The sequence below is a fragment of the Tsukamurella sp. TY48 genome (assembly GCF_019656655.1).
GTDB lineage: Bacteria > Actinomycetota > Actinomycetes > Mycobacteriales > Mycobacteriaceae > Tsukamurella > Tsukamurella strandjordii.
Genome location: NZ_BPMV01000001.1, coordinates 47514 through 66674, shown reverse-complemented (window position 1 = coordinate 66674; position 19161 = coordinate 47514). Strand labels below are relative to the sequence as shown.

At 70.2% G+C, this 19161-nt stretch carries 17 protein-coding genes; 7 read left to right on the top strand and 10 right to left on the bottom strand.

Features of this window, described 5'->3' with window-relative positions:
• Positions 1-154: 154 nt before the first annotated feature.
• Positions 155-937: a class I SAM-dependent methyltransferase gene (locus tag TTY48_RS00310; protein WP_220658387.1), complete on the bottom strand. Its 783-nt coding sequence runs from the start codon at positions 935-937 to the stop codon at positions 155-157.
• Between the two features lie 154 nt (positions 938-1091).
• On the opposite strand from TTY48_RS00310, the gene rpsA reads away from it, so the two are divergent.
• Entirely contained in the window at positions 1092-2570 is a 1479-nt protein-coding gene (gene rpsA / locus TTY48_RS00305; protein WP_220655611.1) for a 30S ribosomal protein S1, read from the top strand.
• A 60-nt stretch (positions 2571-2630) separates the two neighbouring features.
• Here the strand turns inward: rpsA and TTY48_RS00300 are convergent, their stop codons facing one another.
• Genes TTY48_RS00300 through TTY48_RS00280 form a run of 5 tightly spaced genes read right to left on the bottom strand, consistent with a single transcriptional unit; the run spans position 2631 to position 7892 of the window.
• Positions 2631-3737 (bottom strand): ABC transporter ATP-binding protein, encoded by a 1107-nt coding sequence (locus TTY48_RS00300; RefSeq protein WP_220655610.1) that lies wholly within the window; start codon positions 3735-3737, stop codon positions 2631-2633.
• Positions 3738-3755: 18 nt separating this feature from the next.
• Positions 3756-4607, bottom strand: a complete 852-nt coding sequence (locus TTY48_RS00295; protein WP_220655609.1) for a carbohydrate ABC transporter permease — start codon at positions 4605-4607, stop codon at positions 3756-3758.
• On the bottom strand, positions 4607-5548 hold the full coding sequence (locus tag TTY48_RS00290; RefSeq protein ID WP_220655608.1) for a carbohydrate ABC transporter permease: 942 nt from the start codon (positions 5546-5548) through the stop codon (positions 4607-4609). The genes TTY48_RS00295 and TTY48_RS00290 overlap by 1 nt, the downstream gene beginning before the upstream one ends.
• Complete coding sequence (locus TTY48_RS00285; protein ID WP_220655607.1) at positions 5545-6915, bottom strand: sugar ABC transporter substrate-binding protein; 1371 nt, start codon at positions 6913-6915, stop codon at positions 5545-5547. Before TTY48_RS00285 ends, TTY48_RS00290 begins: the two co-directional genes overlap by 4 nt.
• The gene (locus TTY48_RS00280; RefSeq protein WP_255585438.1) at positions 6912-7892 is read right to left on the bottom strand and encodes a sugar-binding transcriptional regulator; all 981 of its coding nucleotides are present in this window, start codon (positions 7890-7892) and stop codon (positions 6912-6914) included. Before TTY48_RS00280 ends, TTY48_RS00285 begins: the two co-directional genes overlap by 4 nt.
• Before the next feature lie 96 nt (positions 7893-7988).
• Here TTY48_RS00280 and TTY48_RS00275 point away from each other — a divergent pair, with 96 nt between their 5' ends.
• A complete protein-coding gene (locus tag TTY48_RS00275; protein WP_220655605.1) occupies positions 7989-9020 on the top strand; it encodes an NAD(P)-dependent alcohol dehydrogenase in 1032 nt (343 codons plus the stop codon).
• Positions 9017-10498 carry a mannitol dehydrogenase family protein gene (locus TTY48_RS00270; RefSeq protein ID WP_220655604.1) on the top strand — a complete coding sequence of 494 codons (1482 nt, stop codon included), beginning with the start codon at positions 9017-9019 and terminating at the stop codon, positions 10496-10498. The genes TTY48_RS00275 and TTY48_RS00270 overlap by 4 nt, the downstream gene beginning before the upstream one ends.
• A 3-nt stretch (positions 10499-10501) precedes the next feature.
• Here TTY48_RS00270 and TTY48_RS00265 read toward each other — a convergent pair whose 3' ends face one another.
• The gene (locus tag TTY48_RS00265; RefSeq protein ID WP_220655603.1) at positions 10502-11911 is read right to left on the bottom strand and encodes a xylulokinase; all 1410 of its coding nucleotides are present in this window, start codon (positions 11909-11911) and stop codon (positions 10502-10504) included.
• Positions 11912-12003: 92 nt separating this feature from the next.
• Here TTY48_RS00265 and aztD point away from each other — a divergent pair, with 92 nt between their 5' ends.
• Complete coding sequence (aztD, locus tag TTY48_RS00260; protein ID WP_220655602.1) at positions 12004-13248, top strand: zinc metallochaperone AztD; 1245 nt, start codon at positions 12004-12006, stop codon at positions 13246-13248.
• 14 nt (positions 13249-13262) lie between these two features.
• Entirely contained in the window at positions 13263-14153 is an 891-nt protein-coding gene (gene coaE, locus TTY48_RS00255; RefSeq protein ID WP_220655601.1) for a dephospho-CoA kinase, read from the top strand.
• Here coaE and TTY48_RS00250 read toward each other — a convergent pair.
• A complete protein-coding gene (locus tag TTY48_RS00250; protein ID WP_220655600.1) occupies positions 14150-14707 on the bottom strand; it encodes an SWIM zinc finger family protein in 558 nt (185 codons plus the stop codon). The two genes, coaE and TTY48_RS00250, sit on opposite strands and share 4 nt — an antisense overlap.
• A complete protein-coding gene (locus TTY48_RS00245; protein ID WP_255585437.1) occupies positions 14704-16482 on the bottom strand; it encodes a DEAD/DEAH box helicase in 1779 nt (592 codons plus the stop codon). The genes TTY48_RS00250 and TTY48_RS00245 overlap by 4 nt, the downstream gene beginning before the upstream one ends.
• Before the next feature lie 34 nt (positions 16483-16516).
• On the opposite strand from TTY48_RS00245, the gene TTY48_RS00240 reads away from it, so the two are divergent.
• A complete protein-coding gene (locus tag TTY48_RS00240; RefSeq protein ID WP_220655599.1) occupies positions 16517-17275 on the top strand; it encodes a TetR/AcrR family transcriptional regulator in 759 nt (252 codons plus the stop codon).
• A gap of 6 nt (positions 17276-17281) precedes the next feature.
• Here the strand turns inward: TTY48_RS00240 and TTY48_RS21475 are convergent, their stop codons facing one another.
• A complete protein-coding gene (locus TTY48_RS21475) occupies positions 17282-18091 on the bottom strand; it encodes a DUF402 domain-containing protein (protein WP_308443050.1) in 810 nt (269 codons plus the stop codon).
• Positions 18092-18115: 24 nt separating this feature from the next.
• Between TTY48_RS21475 and TTY48_RS00230 the strand changes: the two genes are divergently transcribed.
• Positions 18116-19147 (top strand): TRM11 family methyltransferase, encoded by a 1032-nt coding sequence (locus tag TTY48_RS00230; protein WP_220655598.1) that lies wholly within the window; start codon positions 18116-18118, stop codon positions 19145-19147.
• The last annotated feature ends 14 nt before the right edge of the window (positions 19148-19161 follow it).

The window sequence follows — 19161 nt, the reverse complement described above, 5'->3', positions numbered from 1 at the left end:
CGGATCCCTCTGGAACGAGTAGACCCGGCGGTGGTGAACGCAGGCGCACGATCCGCTGTGAGTTCCCTGGAATCCGGACATTCCCGCGTGTGCTTGCACTGGGTGCAGGTGTTTACCCAGGACACGGTGTGGGCTAACGCTGTTAAGTCGGGATTCAGGCGGGGAGGTCGCAGACGAAGACGGCGGTGCCGGGGAAGATCGCGCCGCGCAGGGGGCTCCACTGGCCCCACTGCTGGGTGAAGCCCTCGGGCCATTCGGGCTCGATCACGTCGATCAGGCGCAGGCCCGCCCCGACGATCTCGCGGATCCGGTCGCCCATCGTCCGGTGGTGCTCGACATAGGTCGGGGTGCCGGCCTCGTCGGTCTCCACGTAGGGCGACCGGTCGAAATAGGAGAGGGTGGCCACCAGGCCGTCGGGCCCGGGGTCGTCGAGGAACATCCATCGCATCGGATGATTGACGGAGAAGACGAACCGGCCTCCCGGCCGCAGCACCCGCGCCGCCTCGGCCATGACTCCCGCGGAATCGGCCACGAACGGGATGCCGCCGAAGGCGGAGCAGACGAGGTCGACGGTCCCGTCGGCCACCGGGAGGTGCTCGGCGCCCGCCTGCACCAGCAGGGGATTGCCGCCGCGGACGTGGGGGAGCCCGCGGCGCAGCATGCCCGCCGAGATGTCGAGACCGATCACCGAGGCGCCCTGCGCGGCGAGCCAGCGGGAGCACGGGGCGCTGCCGCATCCGATCTCCAGGGCGACGGTGCCCGCCACCTCGCCCAACAGTCGGACATCGGATTCGCGCAGGCCCTCGGGGCACCACACGAAATCGCCCTCGGCGGTGTCCACGCCCAGGAAGGCGGCGTGTTCGGCGTGGTACGCGTCGGCGTCGGAATCCCACCACGACCGGTTCGCGGCCTCGGAGCCGGCGCTGTCGTGCCGCATGTCCGGTTTGGGGCGGTAGTGCACCGGTGTGAGCCTCTCTCGCGAGGGCGGTTTGCCCAGCTAGCACCGGGTGGCGTAGGGTATAGCACGCGCGTGCCCATGTACGCGCGATTTCGAACCAACTACGAGCACCCTGTCCGGAGCAACTTACCCAATGCCCACCTCCACTGTTACGTCCCCGCAGGTCGCCGTCAACGACATCGGCACCGCGGAGGACTTCCTCGCCGCAATCGACGCGACGATCAAGTACTTCAACGATGGCGACATCGTCGAGGGCACCATCGTCAAGGTCGATCGTGACGAGGTCCTCCTCGACATCGGTTACAAGACCGAAGGCGTCATCCCCTCCCGCGAGCTCAGCATCAAGCACGATGTCGACCCCTCCGAGGTCGTCAACGTCGGCGACGCGGTCGAGGCCCTCGTCCTCACCAAGGAGGACAAGGAAGGCCGCCTGATCCTGTCCAAGAAGCGTGCGCAGTACGAGCGCGCCTGGGGCACGATCGAGGAGCTCAAGGAGAAGGACGAGGCCGTCAAGGGCACCGTCATCGAGGTGGTCAAGGGTGGTCTGATCCTGGACATCGGCCTCCGCGGCTTCCTCCCGGCCTCCCTGGTCGAGATGCGCCGCGTGCGCGACCTCCAGCCGTACATCGGCAAGGAGATCGAGGCCAAGATCATCGAGCTCGACAAGAACCGCAACAACGTGGTCCTGTCGCGCCGTGCGTGGCTCGAGCAGACCCAGTCCGAGGTCCGCAGCGAGTTCCTGCACCAGCTGCAGAAGGGCCAGGTCCGCAAGGGCGTCGTGTCCTCCATCGTCAACTTCGGTGCCTTCGTGGACCTGGGCGGCGTCGACGGCCTGGTGCACGTCTCCGAGCTGTCCTGGAAGCACATCGATCACCCCTCCGAGGTGGTCACCGTGGGCGACGAGGTCACCGTCGAGGTCCTCGACGTCGACCTGGACCGCGAGCGCGTCTCGCTGTCGCTCAAGGCGACCCAGGAGGATCCGTGGCGTCAGTTCGCCCGGACCCACGCCATCGGCCAGATCGTGCCCGGCAAGGTCACCAAGCTCGTCCCGTTCGGCGCGTTCGTGCGCGTCGAGGAGGGCATCGAGGGCCTCGTCCACATCTCGGAGCTGGCCGAGCGCCACGTCGAGGTCCCGGACCAGGTCGTCTCGGTCGGCGACGATGCGATGGTCAAGGTCATCGACATCGACCTCGAGCGTCGTCGTATCTCGCTGAGCCTCAAGCAGGCCAACGAGGACTACACCGAGGAGTTCGACCCGTCGAAGTACGGCATGGCCGACAGCTACGACGAGAACGGCGAGTACATCTTCCCCGAGGGCTTCGATCCCGAGACCAACGAGTGGCTCGAGGGCTTCGACAAGCAGCGCGAGGAGTGGGAGGGTCGCTACGCCGAGGCGGAGCGTCGCCACAAGATGCACACCGCGCAGATGGAGAAGTTCGCCGCCGACGAGGCCGCCGAGGCCGCCGCGGGTGGCCCCGCCGCCGGTGGTGCGAACTACTCGAGCGAGTCGTCCTCGGACGATCGCGCCGAGGCTGCGCCCAGCGCCGGTGGTTCGCTGGCGAGCGATGCTCAGCTCGCCGCTCTCCGCGAGAAGCTGTCGGGCAACGCCTGATACGCAGCAGACGAGGAACGCCCCGCATCCACTGGATGCGGGGCGTTCCCCGTTTCGGGCCTAGTTGAGGCGCTCGCCGGTGTCCGGGTGGAACAGGTGCACGGCATCGTCGTGCTGCACCAGGCGCACGCCGTCGCCGATCCGCGCGACGGTCCGCCGCGGACACCGCGCCACCAGGGTGACGGGTGAGCCGTCGACGGAGGTGACATCGGGGTCCTCGACCCGGGCGTAGAGGTAGGTATCGCTGCCCAGGTCCTCGAGGATCGCCACGCGCCCGGCGACGCCGGTATCGGGACCGCTGAGCGCCAGGCTCTCGGGCCGGATCCCCACCGTGACCCGGTCGAGTCCCGCGGCGCGCAGTGCAGACTGCGCCTGCGCATCGAGGTCGACGGTGCCGCCGGCCACCGTGATCGCGCCCTCGCGCACGGGCGCGGTGAACAGGTTCATCGCAGGGGATCCGATGAAACCGGCGACGAAGGCGTTGGTGGGCCGATCGTAGAGCTCGGCGGGGGAGGCGAACTGCTGCAGCTTGCCGAATTTGAGGACCGCCACCCGATCGCCCATCGTCATCGCCTCGACCTGGTCGTGGGTGACGTACACGGTGGTGGTGCCCAGGCGGCGCTGCAGCTCGGCGATCTGGGTGCGGGTCTGCACGCGCAGCTTGGCATCGAGGTTGCTCAGCGGCTCATCCATGCAGAAGACCTGCGGCTCCCGGACGATCGCGCGGCCCATCGCCACGCGCTGGCGCTGGCCACCCGACAACCGCGCGGGCTTGCGATCGAGGTACTCCGTGAGGTCGAGGAGCTTGGCCGCCTCGGCCACCTTCCGCTTGCGCTCGTCGACGGGCACGCCCCGCATCTTCAGCGCGAAACCCATGTTCTCGCCGACCGTTTTGTTCGGGTACAGCGCGTAGTTCTGGAAGACCATCGCGATGTCCCGATCCTTCGGCGCCACCCCCACCATGTTCGCGCCGCCGATCGAGATGCTGCCGGAGTCGATCTCCTCCAGGCCGGCCAGCATGCGCAGCGCGGTGGACTTGCCGGATCCCGACGGGCCGACGAGCACCACGAACTCGCCGTCGGCGATGTCGAGGTCGAGCGAGTCCACGGCGAGGGTCTCGGCGCCGGGGTATACGCAGCAGGCCTTGTCGTAGCTGATGGAAGCCATCGATAACTCCTAGTTCTTCTACTTGATCGCACCGAAGGACAGGCCGCGCACCAGCTTGTTCTGGGCGATCCATCCGCAGATCACGACGGGGAGGGCGGCGAGCACGGAGGCCGCCGAGAGCTTGGCCCAGAACAGGCCCTGCCCGGACATGAAACCGGTGAGCGCCACCGGCATCGTCTGGGCGTTGACCGCGGTGAGGTTCACCGCGAAGAAGAATTCGTTCCACGAGAAGATCACGCAGATCAGGGCCGTGGCGGCGATGCCCGGGGAGACGATCGGCAGGATCACCTCCCGCACCGAGGTCCACAGGCTGGCACCGTCCATGCTCGCGGCCTCGAGCAGTTCGCTCGGGACCTCGAGGAAGAAGGAGCGCATCATCCACACGGCGATCGGCAGGTTCATCGCCGTGTACAGGATGACCAGCGTCCAGATGTTGTCCAGCATGCCGATCCGGCCCACGATCACGTACAGCGGGATGATCGCGGCCACGATCGGCAGCATCTTGGTGCTGATGAAGAAGAACAGCGCGTCCTGGGTCTTGCGCACCGGGCGCAGCGACAGGGCGAACGCCGCGGGAATGCCGAGCAGCAGGACGAGCAGCGTCGAGATCACCGTGGCGAACACCGAATTGAGCAGTGGGATGCCGATTCCCGAGTCGAAGACGGCCTTGAACTGGTCCAGGGTGGGTACGAAGAAGACGGTGGGCGGCCGGGTGGCGGCATCGCTCTCCTGTTTGAACGCGGTGAGCACCATCCACAGCACCGGGAAGAAGAAGCCCACCGCGATGATCCAGGTGAGCGCTGTGAGCGCACCGCCCTTGGGATCGCGGCGCCGGCGGGGCAGAACGGTGGTGTCGGCGGTGGTGGACATCAGGCGGCTTCCTCTCCGGCGCTGAAGCTCTTGAAGATCAAGCGGATCGCGAGGGTGGAGACCACGATCGTGCCGATCACGGTGACCACGCCCATCGCTGCGGCCTGCCCGATGTCGAATCCCAGGAAGGCCCGCTGATAGATGTAGTAGGGCAGGTTGGAGCTGGCCACGCCCGGTCCTCCGGAGGTCATCATGTAGACCGCGTCGAAGGTGTTCACCAGGTAGATCGCGCCCAGGACGGCGCCCAGCTCGATGAACCGCCGCAGGTGCGGCAGGGTCAGCTCGCGGAACAGCCGGATGTTGGTGGCGCCGTCCACCCGCGCCGCCTCCTGCACGTCCCGCGGCATCGACTGCAGGCCGGCCAGGATCAGCAGCATCATGAACGGCGTCCACTGCCAGACCAGTTCGGCGATCACCGACATCAGCGGGAACTCGCTGAGCCAGTCCACTTGGATGCCCAGCGGCCCGAGGGCCCAGGCGAGCAGTCCGTTGGTGGGGGAGAGCAGGCTGGTTTTCCACAGCAGGGCCGCCGCCACCGGGGTCACCAGGAACGGTGTGATGAGCAGCGTGCGAACCACACCGCGGCCCAAGAACTTCCGGTCCAGCAGGAGTGCGAGCACCAGTCCCAGGACCACGGACAGGACGACGGTGCCCACGATCAGCAGGATCGTGTTCAGGGTGACGGTCCAGAACTGTCCGTCCCGGAACACCTCGACGTAGTTGTTGAGTCCGTTGAACTTCCGGGAACCGGGGCGCACCAGGTTCCAGGACTGGGTCGAGTAGTAGAGCGTCACCACGAACGGGATCTGCGTGACCACCACCATGAAGATCAGGGCGGGGAGCAGGGGGCCGCGTCGACGCCAGGCCTCGGCGCGGCTGATCCGGTCCCGCTTGGAGCGCAGGGGCTCGGCGGGCCGCGTGTCCGTCGCGGTCGTGGTCATCGTCCGTCTCCCGTCCGGTAGCTCTTGCCGACCACCTCGGCGTACTTCTGTGCCTGCGTGAGGGCGTCGTCCACGGAGATCTGGCCCGCGATGGCGGCGCTGATCTGCTGGCTGACGCGGGTGCCCAGATCCTGGAACTCGGGGATCGCGAGGAACTGGATGCCGGTGTACGGCACCGGCTTCACCGTGGGCCGGGACTGATCCGCTGCGAGCATCGAATCGAGGGTCTGCTTCGCGAAGGTCGCGGACAGCTCCTTGTACGCCGGGAGCTCGTAGGTCGACAGTCGGCTGCCCGGTGGCACGCGGCTGGGCCCGAGCTTGTCGGCGACGCCGGCGATGTACTGCTTGGAGGTCATCCAGGAGACGAACTTCCACGCATCGTCGGCTCGCTTGCTGCTCGCCGGGATGCCGAGCGACCAGGTGTACAACCAGCCGTTGCCGGACTTGGCCATCTTCGGCGCCGGCAGGTAGCCCACGTTGCCGGCGATCTTCGAGGTGTCGGGGCTCTCCAGCGACGAGACCGCGGCGGTGGAGTCGTACCACATCGCCGCCTGTCCCTGCGCCAGAAGGTTTCCGCACTCCTGGAAGCCCGTCGATGCGGCGCCGGCCTCGCCGTAGTTCCGCACCGTGTCCACGTAGAACTTCACGGCCTCGCGGACTTCGGGGGAGTCGAACTGGGGGTTCCACTGCTCGTCGAACCAGCGGCCGCCGAACGCGTTGATCACCGTATTGAGCGGGGCGAGCACCTCGCCCCAGCCGGGCTTACCGCGCAGGCAGATGCCGGCGACGTTCTTCGAGTGCAGCGCGCGTGCTGCCGCGGCGACCTCGGGCCAGGTGGGCTCCGGTGGCAGGGTGATGCCCGCCGCGGCGAACATCTGCTTGTTGTACATGAGAAAGGAGGACTCGCCGTAGAACGGCACCGAGTACATGTTCCCCTGGTACGACAGGGCCTCGCGCAGTGTGGGGATGAAATCGCCGGGTTCGTACGACGGGTCGCGGTCCATCTTCGCCGACAGGTTCGTGAGCCAGCCGTTCTGCGCCCACATCCGAGTCTCGTAGTTGCTGATCATCACCACGTCGAACTCGCCGCCGCCGGTGGAGACGGAGGCGGTGATCTTGGCGCGGGCCTCGTTCTCCGAGAGGGTGATGAACTTGAGCTTGACGCCGGGGTTGGCGCGTTCGAACTCGGGGGCCAGCCCGACGGCGTCGGTCATCTGCGAGTTCGACACCATGGCGACGGTGACGGCGGAACTTCCGCCGTCGGTGAAGACGCCGGCGCCGGAGCAACCCGCGAGGAGTGCCGCGGTGGCGATCAACCCGGTTGCGGCGGTGGCGCGCCGTCCGGTGGGGGTGCGGGGCACGATCATCCCTTCTGTCGGTCGAGCAGCCACTGCGCGGTGGGACGGTCGGTGACGACCGAGGTCGCGAAACCCCCGCGCAGGGCTCCCAGGATGGATTCGCGGCGATGGTCGCCGCCGGAGATGAGGATCGAGGTCGAGCAGGCCCGGATGTCCTCCAGGGGAACGGATACCGTGCGGTCCACCAGGCTCGATGCGACCGGCGCGCCGGCGGCGTCGTAGAAGCGGCCACCGATCTCGCCCACGGTGCCGAGATCGCGCAGCTCGCCGAGGACCTCGGTGTCGATGTAGGCGCCCTCGAACAGGGTGGTGGAGGTGGAGACGGAGCCGACGCCGAAGAGCATCACCTCGGCGGTCCGCGCCGCTTCGAGCGCCTGCGAGACGATCGAATCCCGGTGCAGGGCGCGGACGGTGCCCGGGTCGGCGAACAGGGGCGCCACGAGTCGCAGTGGTCGCGCGCCGAGCCGTTCGGAGAATCGGCCGAGCGCGTGGTCGACACCGGTGTGGTACTCGACCGAGGTCATCGACCCGTCCATCTGCACGACGCGGGCGCAGGAGGAGCCGCCGCCGAGGGCATCCGCCACGGCCACCTGCTCGGGGCCCCAGGTGAATCCGAAGGTGTCGGCCGGTTGCAGGCGGCGGCTCAGCAGGGAGGCGCCCGCACGGCCGAGGGCGGCGTCGCCCGACGGTGTGCCGTCGGCGTCCTCGGCGATGAGCAATGCCTCGGTGAGACCGAACGCAGCCTCGAGCTCGCGCTCCAGATCGGGATGGATCGACGCCGCGAGGTGTGCGGGGGCGGCCACGGTCACGGTGACGAGACCCTGGGCCCGGGCGCGCGCCACGAGCCGGCCCGCGGTGGGGCGGGAGACACCGAGGCGCTCCGCGATCTGCGCCTGGGTCAGGCCCTCCAGGTGGTACATCGTGGCGGCGCGGACGAGGAGGCGCAGGTCGTGGCCCGGCTCGCCGGGAGTGCGCGGTGTGGTCACGGACCCTCCATCTCGCGTGAGCAAATGCTCACTAGCGGTGAATATGCTCACTACGCTAACATCGGCGCTGTGACCCAGGCAACACTTTCGAGCGAAATGCGCGCCAGCGTGCTCCATCCCGGCGGGCGGATGACCGTCGAGACCAGGGCCGTTCCCATCCCGGATCCCGGCGACGTGCTGATCGCCGTCGCGGCGGTGGGCGTGTGCGGTTCCGACACGCACTACCTGCGCCACGGTCGCATCGGGGAGTTCGAGGTGACCGCGCCGATCGTGCTGGGGCACGAGGCGTCCGGCCGGATCGTGGCCGTGGGCGAGGGCGTGTCCGCCGCGCGCATCGGCGAGCGCGTGTCTATCGAGCCGCAGCGGCCCGAGGCCTTCAGCCCGGAGACGCTGCGCGGCGAATACAACCTCTGCCCCGGCATGCGGTTCTACGCCACGCCGCCGATCGACGGTGCGCTGGCCGAGTACGTCACCATCGGATCGGCTTTCGCGCACGCGGTCCCGGACACGATCTCCGACGAGGCAGCGGCGCTGTTCGAACCGCTGTCGGTCGCAATCGCCTCGCTGCGCAAGGCCGGAGTCGGGCTCGGCGGCAGCGTGCTCATCGCCGGCGCCGGCCCCATCGGCCTGCTGTGCGCCCAGGTCGCCCGGGCGTCGGGCGCGGCCCGGATCGTGGTGAGCGACCCCGATCCGGCGCGGCGCGGCGCGGCGACCTCGTTCGGCGCGACCACCGCCCTCACCCCCGGCGACGATGCGGGGACGGGCTTCGACGCCTTCATCGATGCCTCCGGCGCGCCCGCCGCCATCGACGCAGGAATCCCCGCCGTCCGGCCGGGCGGCCGGATCGTGCTGGTGGGCATGGGCGCCGACCGGTTGGAACTGCCCGTGTCCCTGATCCAGGCTCGCGAGCTGATCCTCACCGGCGTCTTCCGCTACGCGAACACCTGGCCCACGGCCATTGCACTGGCCGCGGGCGGAGCCGTCGACCTCGATGCGATGGTCACCGCGCGCTTTCCGCTCGACGAGGCCGAGGCAGCGCTCAACGCCGACCGCACCCCCGGCACCATCAAGGCCGTCGTGTACCCCGGCCGCACCGCCACCGACCTGCCCAGGGAGGCCACCGCATGAGCGGGATCGCACTGAACGACACGACGCTGCCCGAGATCGCGGGGGCGGCAGTACCCGCGTATCACCGCGGCGACATCCGCACCGGAATCGTGCACTTCGGCGTCGGCGGATTCCATCGCGCACACCAGGCGATGTACCTGGACCGGCTGCTCGCACTCGACCCCGATGCCGCCGCCTGGGGCATCTGCGGCGTGGGCCTGCGTCCCGCCGACGCGGCGATGCGCGACGCCCTCGCCCCACAGGACGGGCTCTACACACTGACGCTCAAGCACCCTGACGGCACCGTCGAGACCTCCGTGATCGGCTCGATCGTCCACTACCTCTATGCGCCGGACGATCCCGAGGCCGTGATCGAGACCCTCGCATCGCCGCACGTGCGCATCGTCTCGCTCACGGTGACCGAGGGCGGCTACAACTTCTCCGCGTCCACCGGCGAGTTCGACGCCGAGAACCCCGACGTGGCCGCTGATCTAGCGCCGGGAGCCGTGCCGCGCACCGTCTTCGGCTACGTGGCCGAGGCGCTGCGCCGCCGCCGCGACCGCCAGCTCCCGGCGTTCACCGTGATGTCGTGCGACAACATCGAGGGCAACGGGCACGTGGCCCGCCGCACCTTCCTCGCCTTCGCCAGGCTCGCCGATCCCGAACTGGCACAGTGGATGGACGCCGAGGTGGCCTTTCCGAACTCCATGGTCGACCGGATCACCCCCGCCACCCCGCCGGACTTGCGCGCCGAGGTGGCGCAGCGGTCCGGGGTGGACGACCGGTGGCCGGTGGTGGCCGAACCCTTCACCCAGTGGGTGCTGGAGGACTCCTTCGCCAGTGGCCGGCCCGCACTCGAGCGCGTCGGCGTGCAGGTGGTGGACGATGTCGCGCCCTACGAGCTGATGAAGCTGCGCCTGCTCAACGCCGGGCATCAGGCGCTCGGGCACTTCGCGCGCCTGCTCGGCTACGAGTACGTGCACGACGCCGCCGTCGACCCCGACATCCGTGAACTGCTCCGGCGCTACATGCAGGAGGAGGGGCGGCCCACTCTGCGCGAGGTCCCCGGGATCGACCTCGACGAGTACATCGACACGCTGCTGGACCGTTTCTCCAATCCGGCCATCGCGGATACGGTCGCCCGGCTCTGCCAGGACGCCTCCGACCGGATCCCCAAGTGGCTGGTGCCGGTGATCGCCGCCCGGCTCGACGCCGGTGCGCAGGCGCCGCTCGCCGCAGCCGTCGTCGCCGCGTGGACGCGGTGCAGCGAGGGTCGCTCCGACGACGGTGCGCCGCTCGACATCTCCGATCGGTTGGCGGGCGGACTCGCCGAGCGGGCCGTCCGTTCCCGCACCGAACCGCTCGCCTTCGTCGAGAACACCGAGCTGTTCGGTGATCTCGCGGACCGCCCCGGATTCACCGAGCCCTATGTCGCCGCGCTCGACGCCATCCGCGAACACGGCACCCGGGCCGCGCTCCGGGACCTGGTGGCGCGCTAGGCCTCAGGGCCGGTCCAGCACCATCCCCACGGCCTGCCGGTACCGCTCGTAGACCTCCGGTGTGGGCGCAGCCGCGCTCGTCCGCGCGGCGGGCCGAGCCCACGCCGGTGGTCGATCACCGGGGGTGAGGGTCCATGCCGCCTGGCGAGCGGCGCCGCGGGCCACGTACTCACCATCGGCGAGGAAATCCACATCGCGGCCGAAGACCGCGGGCGCGATCGCGCGGACCGCGGGCGATTTGCCGCCGCCGCCCACCACCACGATGCGCTCGATCCGCGTGCCCTGGGCGGAGATCGCATCCAGGCAGTAGACCAGCGAGCAGAGCAGTCCCTCGACCGCCGCGCGGGCCATGTTCTGCGGCGTGAGGTTCCGCGCGGTGACACCGTGGAAGGCGCCGGTGGCGTTCGGCAGGTTGGGGGAGCGCTCACCCGCGAAGAACGGGATCGTGACCAGACCCTCCGCACCGGGCGGCGCCGCGAGCGCGAGCCGGGCGAAATCGTCGAAATCCACGTCGAGCATGCGCGCCGTGGCGGCGAGCACCGGCGCGCCGTTGAGCGTGCACACCAGCGGCAGCTGATGCCCCGTGGCGTCGGCGAACCCCGCCACGATCCCGGAAGGATCGCGCGGCGCGGAGCTCGTCACCGCACTCACCACCCCGGATGTCCCCAGCGAGACGATGCAGTCGCCCGGGCGGGCATCCAGTCCGAGGGCGGCGCCCGCGTTATCACCCGCGCCCGCGCCGAGCAGTGTGCCCGCGCGGAGCGGACCCCCGGTGCCCGCCGTGATCGACTCCGCCGGTTCCAGCACCCGAGGGAGCCGGGGGCGGCGGCCCCGGAACGCGAGTTCGAGGAGGTCCGTGCGGTATTCGCCCGTGGCGGCGCTGAAGTAGCCCGTTCCCGAGGCGTCGGAGCGGTCGGTCACCAGGGCCTTCGCGTCGCCGGAGAGCCGATGCGTCATCCAGTCGTGCGGTAGGCACACCGCATCCGTGGCGTCCGCATGTGCGGGCTCCGCATCGGCGAGCCAGCGCAGCTTCGCCGCGGTGATCGCGGCCACCGGCACCACGCCCACCGCGTCGGCCCACCGATCCGCGCCGCCGAGATCGGCGATCAGCTCAGCCGCGGCCCCGGCCGAGCGGGTGTCGTTCCACAGCAGGGCATCCCGCACCACCGCGCCGTCGCCGGCGAGGCACACCATGCCGTGTTGTTGCGCCCCCACCGAGACCGCGGCGACATCGTCGAGCCCGCCCGCCGCGCGCGCCGCGACGAGGAAGGCGTCCCACCACGCCCCGGGCGCCACCTCGGTTCCATCCGGGTGCGGTGCACTGCCCCGGCGGAGCTCCTCCCCGGACTCGGCGTCGCAGACCACGACCTTGCACGATTGGGTGGAGGAGTCGATCCCGGCGACGAGCGGCATGCAGCGATTGTTCCAGAGCGGTCTTCGTTCCATGCGTACATCGCCGCACCGCTATTTGACAATCATTTTCATCAGTCGTGACCATTGCCGCCATGAACCGCACACTCCTGGCCCCGATCGTGCTCACCACCGCGCTGCTCGCGGCCTGCTCCTCGGGCGAAACCCCCTCGGCCGCACCGTCGGCCTCCTCCGATGCCGATGCCCCGTCCGGAGCCACGGAGGAGCGTCGCCCCGCCGCGCGCCTCGCGTACACCTACGACGGGGGTGTCCAAGTGCTCGACGCCGCCAGCTTCGAGACCCTCGGCGACATCCGCGGTGACGGCTACCTGCGGGTGAACCCCGCGGGCGACGGCCGGCACGTCTTCCTCTCGGAGAAGCAGGGTTTCACCCTCCTCGACCTCGGTTCCTGGTCCGTCCCGCACGGCGACCACCAGCACTTCTACTCCGCCGCGCCCCGTCGGACCGATATCCGCATCGACGCCCCGGAGCCCGGCCACGTGGTGCGCCACGACGGCCGCACGGTGCTCTTCTCCGACGGTGCGGGAACCGCCACCTCGATCCCCTCGGCGCAGGTGGGCGACCCCGCCGCGCCCCGCGCCACCTACACCGCGCCGAAGCCGCACCACGGCGTCGCAGTGGAACGGGCCGACGGATCGCTACTGGTGACCGTCGGCGACGAGAAGACCCGCACCGGCGTCGCCGTACTCGACAAGGCGCGCACCGTGATCGCGCAGAACGACCAGTGCCCGGGGGTGCACGGCGAAGGTGCCGCCGCGGATGGCGTGGTCGTCTTCGGGTGCCAGGACGGCATCCTCGCGGTCCGCGACACCGCGATCACCAAGATCGCTTCACCCACTCCGGGATACGCGCGGATCGGCAACGTCGCCGCCACGGAGGCGCACCGGGTGGTGCTCGGCGACTACAAGGTGGACAAGGACGCGAAGCCGGAGCGCCCCACCCGGGTGAGCCTGCTGGACACCGCCACCGGCTCGCTGCGCCTGGTGGACCTACCGGCCTCCTACAGCTTCCGGTCGCTGGCCCGCGGTCAATTCGGTGAGGCACTCGTACTCGGCACCGACGGCGTGCTCCGCATCCTCGATCCCGAGACCGGCGCCGTGAGCCGCGAGGTGAAGGTGACCGCCCCCTGGACCGAGGACGCCGACTGGCAGCAGCCCCGCCCCGCCGTCTTCGTGCTCGGTTCCACCGCCTACGTCACCGAGCCCGCCACCAGGTCCATCGTGGCGATCGACATCCCCACCGGGGAGGAGGTGCGCCGCGGCACGACGGCGCACGTGGTCGACGAGATCTCGGGAGTGCCCGGCGCTGCGCAGGGGTGATTTAGGCTGAGTCCATGTTGCGGATCGGGCTCACGGGCGGAATCGGTGCGGGCAAGTCGACGGTGGCCAAGGAATTGGCGTCCCTCGGTGCGGTGATCGTGGACGGCGACCGGATCGCCCGCGAGGTGGTCGAGCCCGGCACGCCCGGGCTCGCCGCCCTGGTCGAGGCGTTCGGTGAGCAGATCCTCGCCGAGGACGGCAGCCTGAACCGCCCGGCACTCGCCGCGATCGCGTTCTCCGACGACGAATCCCGGGCCCGGCTCAACGCCATCACCCACCCGCTGGTGGGTGCCCGCTCGCAGGAGCTGATCGCCGAGGCCGGGCCGGATGCCGTGATCGTGCAGGACATCCCGCTGCTCGTGGAGAACCACGCCGCACCCATGTTCCACCTGGTGATCATCGTCTGGGTGGACGCCGAGGAGCGGGTGCGGCGGCTCGTCGGATCGCGCGGCATGGCCGAGGAGGACGCCCGCGCCCGGATCGCCGCGCAGGCCACCGACGAGCAACGCCGCGCCGTCGCCGACGTCTGGCTGGAGAACACCGGCACCGAGGACGAGACCCGCGCGGCCGTCCGCGAACTGTGGGTCAAGCGGATCGTGCCCTTCGCGGCGAACGTCAACATGCATCGTCCGGCGGACGACGCTCCGGAGCTCGACGATCCCGATTACGGCGAGCGCCTCGCCGGGCGGCTGTGGGTGACATTGGCCGGCGACGCCAGGTCCGTGACCGCGGAGGGCTCGCACGCGCAGGTGGTGCTCGCCGACGGCGTCACCGAGGAGGCTGTGATCGCCCGCCTCGGCGACGCGGGGTTCGCGCAGGTGGAACCGGGAACGTACCGCGGGGCCGATCCGGGCCGCGCCGTGACGGTGACCGTCACCGAGGCCGTTACCGAGGGCGCGGGCTAGGTTCTCGCCGCGAAGTAGTCCCGGGCATCCACTGCCGCGAGCGGGGTCCAGCGCGCGACCGGCCGATCGGCTCCGGCGGAGCCCGAAGCCGACCGGGGCGTGGTGAATCTCAGAATCGCCAGCACGATGGTCGGCTCATGGTCGACACGTTCGGCCAGTGCGTACAGCGCCGCGAGCACGTGGACGCACATCGTGGTGCGCGCCCGGCAGCTGCAATCCGCGGCGGCGAGGACCGGGGCCGGCCGCAGTCCCCGGGCGACGACGGCGGCGTGCGCCGCATCGTCAGGCTCGGCGCGCGGTCCCATCGCCTCGCGCAATGCGGCGACGACGGCGGGCGCCGCGGCCGTGAACTCCAGGTGCGCTACCGACGCCGACGCGCCGCGATGGATGTGCGCGGTCACCCGGCCGTCCTCGACCTGGAGGGCGACGCACCCCGCGCGCGCGATCCGCCGAGCCCCCGGGGCGAGCGTGTTGGGGGAACTCGCGCGGACGGGCTCGGCGATCCGCACCAGGTCCGATCCCCATGCGGTGAAGCCGAATGCCGGTGTTGTCATGCATTCTCCCGGTGGCGTCGCAGCACATCGAGCAGGCCGGAGTCGTCGAGAGCCGCGAGCCCGGAGATGATCGATTCCCCGTTGGCGTGCACGCCGAGCAGCGCTTTGCGCCGGTGCATCTCGTCGATGTGTTCCTCCAGCGTCATCGCGGTGGTGAGGGTGGTGACGGTGACCGGCCGGTCCTGGCCGATTCGGTGAACGCGGTCCGTCGCCTGGGCCTCGACCGCCGGGTTCCACCACCTGTCGAAGTGCACCACATCGCATGCCCTGGTCAACGTGAGACCGGTGCCGCCGGCCTTGAGGCTCATCACCAGAATGACCGGTCCCGAGCCGGACTGGAATCGATCGGCGATCGCCGACCGCTCGCCGATCGAGAGGCCGCCGTGGAAGAACGGGACCGGCTCATCGACCAGTGACGACGCCGCGCGCGCCAGGAGCTCGCCGGTCTGCCGGTACTGGGTGAACATCAGCGTGGGACGGTGTCCCGCGATATTCGCCTCCAGGATGTCCAGCGCCACGTCGAGCTTTCCGGAGCGGCCGCGTTCGGGCGGCGCCGGGTGTCGTTCTGGTGCCGGAGTGGCCGCTCCGGACACCAGATCGGGATGGTTGCAGATCTGCTTGAGCGTGGTGAGGAGGGCGAGCAGCCGTCCGTGGCGCTCGAGACCCGTGCCGAATCCCTCGTCGACGGCCCGCCTGAGGGCCGCGTCGTACAGTCGGGCCTGCTCCTCGCTGAGGTCGCAGAACACGGGGTTGTCGATCTTGGGAGGGAGCGCGCCAGCGGCGCGTTCCTTGGTGCGCGCCAGCAGAACCGGCGCCACCGCCGCGCGGAGGCGGCGCAGCGCACCGTCGTCACCGGCCTCGGCGGCCCTCGTGAACCGACGCCGGAAGACCGCCTTGACCGGGAACATCGTGGGCGTCACGACGCGCAGGATCGCCCACAGGTCGTCGACGGAGTTCTCGATCGGCGTGCCGGTCAGCGCGATCCGGGCGCGCGCATCGATTCCGCGTGCCGCGCGCGACACCTGGGTGCGCGGGTTCTTGAGGGTGTGCGCCTCATCGAACACCACTGCGTTCCACGACGTCTCAGCGAGTTCAGCGGAGGACAGCCGCAGGCGGGCGTAGGAGACGATCGTGACCTGATCGAGCAGATCCGGGGCGAATCGCGCGATCTCCCGGCGCCAATTGGTCACCAGGCCGGTGGGGCACACCACGAGGTGCGGCCCCGCGCCGAGCCTGGTGAGTGCCGCGATCGCCTGCAGCGTCTTCCCGAGCCCCATCTCGTCGCCGAGCAGGGCTCCGCCGTGATCGCGCACCGCGCGCACGAGCCAGGCGACGCCGGCCGACTGGTAGGGCCGGACGGTTGCCTCGATCGTGGCGGACAGCGATTCGGTGGTCGCCGTCGCGTCGGTGAAGGCGAGCTGGGCGTAGTCCGCGGAGGTGAGCGCAGTGCCCGTCGGGTCGGGTTCGGCGTGCGCGGCGAGGGGGAGCGGAGCCCCGGCGCCGGGGTCGACGGTGCGCGCCGCCCATGCGGCGTGCGAGGCGGAAGGGCGCTCCGCCGCGGGGAGCGCCGTGACGTCGACGAGATCGCAGCGGACCTCGCGGATGCCGAGGCCGCCGTCGACGGGTACGGCCAGGGTGATGGGGCTGCGGCGCGTGGGGTCGTCGAGGTGGTGCGAGGACCAGATCGCGAACTGATGGAGGTCGGGCAGATAGGTGACTTCGAGGCTCAGGGGAGGTCCTTCTATCCTAATGATGTACGTTGTACGGAGTAACACGAATGAGTGTACGCAGTACGGAGAAAGGGTGCACGTGACTCCGGAGGACGAGGCTCGCACGCTGGTCAGATTGCTGTGGCGGGGCGAGACGACCGGACCCGGGACGCCTCGGCGCGGTCCCAAGCAGCGGTTCACCGTCGACGAGGTGGTTCGCGCTGCGATCGAGCTGGCTGACGAGGAGGGCCTGTCCGCCGTCACGATGCGCGCTCTCGGCGGGCGTCTCGGCGTCGGGCCGATGAGCCTGTACACCTATGTGCCCACCCGTGACGTGCTCGTCGCTCTGATGGTCGACGCGATCGCCGCGACTCAGGATCCGCCGGTACGCCGCCCCACGATCCGTGACTCCCTGGCTGACGCCGTCCGGGCGCGACGCGGTGAGTACCTCGCGCACCCGTGGCTGCTCGACGCCCCGTCGTGGCGCGATGTGCTCGGGCCGGGCCGGCTCACGCAGTACGAGGCGCAGCTCTCGCTCGTGGAGGACCTGCCGATCGACGACATCGAACGCGACTGGCTGATCGTGCTGCTGGAGAGCTTCGCGGCGGGCGCCGCCCGGAGCTCCGGCGCGCGCGGAGCCGCGGCACGACCGATGACCGACGCGCAGTGGTGGGACGTGGTCGGACCCGAGCTGGCGGCGGTCCTGCCTGCCGACCGGTTCCCGCTCGCGGGACGGGTGGGGACCACCGTGGGCGAGTATTACAGCGCGCCCGGCGATCCCGACGCCGGCTTCGAGCTGAGCCTGGAGGTGCTGCTCGACGGGATCGAGTCCCGGATACCCGGGATCGGCGCCGGGTGAGCGCGATTACCGCCAGCTGATCGGGGCGCCCTCCGCGGCGAGCCACGCGTCCGCGCTGTACCCGTGTGCCGCGATCCCGGCCACGGCGCGGGTCGCGGCGAGCAGCGCCCGCTCGGCGACCTGCGGGCTGATCAGCTCGGCGGTGGCTGCGGCCACCAGCTCGTCCACATCGATCAGCTCGGCGGGGGCACCGGGGTGCTCCAGGATGTCGAGGTACCAGTCCTCGGTGTGCCAGAGCCCGCCGTCGCGCCGCACTCCGGCCACGTCCAGGTACACGCGTTGGTCGCGTTCGTGTCCGGGAGTGAAATGGAAGATCGACGCCCGCAGGTCGAGATCAGGGAGTAGCCACGACTCGATCGCGTGGAACTTCGGGTGATCGGACTGCCGGTGGAGGTACAGGCCGAAGGGCTCCTCGCGGTATTCGTCGACGGCGCGGACGATGCCCTTCGGGTCGGTGTTCGTCATCGCCGCCGGGTCGAAGGTCTCCCGCTTGGGCGGGTGGACGCCGCCGTCGTCCGTGGTCGCATCGCCGCCCAGCCGCAGCACCAGCGTGGTCTCCGTGGCACCGCGGGGCCGCCCCGGGATCGCACCCGAGGGCCGGAAGCCGTTGCGCCGGAGCATCGCCGCGAGCGCATCGTCGGACGTGCGGACCAGCGCACCGTCGAGACCCGTGGCCCGTTCTCGGACCTCGCCGATCAGCGCGGGAAGGGCGTCCTCGGCGGCATCGACGATGTCGAGGTCGATCCAGCCGTGCGCCACCACGGCGTTGGCGGCGGCGCCGTCGACGGACAGCTCGAAGGATTCGTGGGCGTCCATGCTGCTCACGATACGATGCCCGCCGTGCCTCGTTACCTGCTTCTGCCCGCGCCCGCAGCGAACCGTGTCTATGCGGAGTCGACGGCCGCGATGGTGCGGGCCGAGCTCACCGTGCTCAGCCGTGCCGCGATGGCGGGCTCGGTGGGCGCCGTCGAGACCGAGACCGTTGCCGGGGTCGAGTACCTCGCCTTCGACGCCGAACCGCTCACGGCACAGGACCTGGCCTTCGTGGGGCTCGCTTCCGCCTTTTACGCCCTGTTCGAACGTGACGGTGACCTATTGCGCCCCATCGCGGTGCCCTCGCCCGAGAAGTACCCCACCGACCTGCTGACCATCCTCAAGTACCAGGGCAAGACCAACGAGCAGTTCACGCGGCTGGTGCTCAACGTGTCCGCCGCCTCGACGGCGCGACCGGCGGGCCTGTTGGACGGGACCCTGCGCGTCCTGGACCCGGTGTGCGGTCGGGGCACCACGCTGAGCCAGGCCGTGATGTACGGGCTCGACGCCGTGGGCGTGGACGTGGACACCAAGGACTTCGAGCTGTACACCTCGTTCTTCACCACCTGGCTCAAGGACCACCGGTACAAGCACACCGCTGCGACCACCCCGGTGCGGCGCGAGAAGACCGTGATCGCGAAGAAGTACGAAGCGAGCTTCGCCGCCGAGAAGGCCGACTACCTGGCGGGGGAGAAGCAGGCGCTCACCTTCTACGCCGCCGATACGCTGCGCACCCCCGAACTGGTGCGCCCCGGAACGATCGACGTGCTGGTGGGCGACCTGCCGTACGGCGTGCAGCACGGCAGCCGCGGGCCCCGTGGCCTGGTGCGCAATCCGCTCGAACTCCTCGATGCGGCCCTGCCCGGCTGGGTCGCCACCCTGCGGCGCGGTGGCGCCCTCGGCCTGGCCTGGAACGTGCGCGTGGCACCCCGCGAGCAGGTGGCGGCGGCCCTCACCGGAGCCGGACTGACGGTGCAGGGCGGACCCGGCTACGACGACCTGCAGCACCGCGTGGACCGGGTGATCACCCGGGACGTGATCGTGGCCCGACGCGACTAGGAAACTTGTCGGTG

What these genes read in the sequence shown, in the direction of transcription:
- TTY48_RS21475 (WP_308443050.1), bottom strand. Translation starts at nt 18,091, where the DNA reads ATGGACGCCCACGAATCCTTCGAGCTGTCCGTCGACGGCGCCGCCGCC.
- TTY48_RS00310 (WP_220658387.1), bottom strand. Translation starts at nt 937, where the DNA reads ATGCGGCACGACAGCGCCGGCTCCGAGGCCGCGAACCGGTCGTGGTGG.
- TTY48_RS00300 (WP_220655610.1), bottom strand. Translation starts at nt 3,737, where the DNA reads ATGGCTTCCATCAGCTACGACAAGGCCTGCTGCGTATACCCCGGCGCC.
- coaE (WP_220655601.1), top strand. Translation starts at nt 13,263, where the DNA reads ATGTTGCGGATCGGGCTCACGGGCGGAATCGGTGCGGGCAAGTCGACG.
- TTY48_RS00275 (WP_220655605.1), top strand. Translation starts at nt 7,989, where the DNA reads ATGCGCGCCAGCGTGCTCCATCCCGGCGGGCGGATGACCGTCGAGACC.
- aztD (WP_220655602.1), top strand. Translation starts at nt 12,004, where the DNA reads ATGAACCGCACACTCCTGGCCCCGATCGTGCTCACCACCGCGCTGCTC.
- TTY48_RS00265 (WP_220655603.1), bottom strand. Translation starts at nt 11,911, where the DNA reads ATGCCGCTCGTCGCCGGGATCGACTCCTCCACCCAATCGTGCAAGGTC.
- TTY48_RS00285 (WP_220655607.1), bottom strand. Translation starts at nt 6,915, where the DNA reads ATGATCGTGCCCCGCACCCCCACCGGACGGCGCGCCACCGCCGCAACC.
- TTY48_RS00270 (WP_220655604.1), top strand. Translation starts at nt 9,017, where the DNA reads ATGAGCGGGATCGCACTGAACGACACGACGCTGCCCGAGATCGCGGGG.
- TTY48_RS00250 (WP_220655600.1), bottom strand. Translation starts at nt 14,707, where the DNA reads ATGACAACACCGGCATTCGGCTTCACCGCATGGGGATCGGACCTGGTG.
- TTY48_RS00290 (WP_220655608.1), bottom strand. Translation starts at nt 5,548, where the DNA reads ATGACCACGACCGCGACGGACACGCGGCCCGCCGAGCCCCTGCGCTCC.
- rpsA (WP_220655611.1), top strand. Translation starts at nt 1,092, where the DNA reads ATGCCCACCTCCACTGTTACGTCCCCGCAGGTCGCCGTCAACGACATC.
- TTY48_RS00295 (WP_220655609.1), bottom strand. Translation starts at nt 4,607, where the DNA reads ATGTCCACCACCGCCGACACCACCGTTCTGCCCCGCCGGCGCCGCGAT.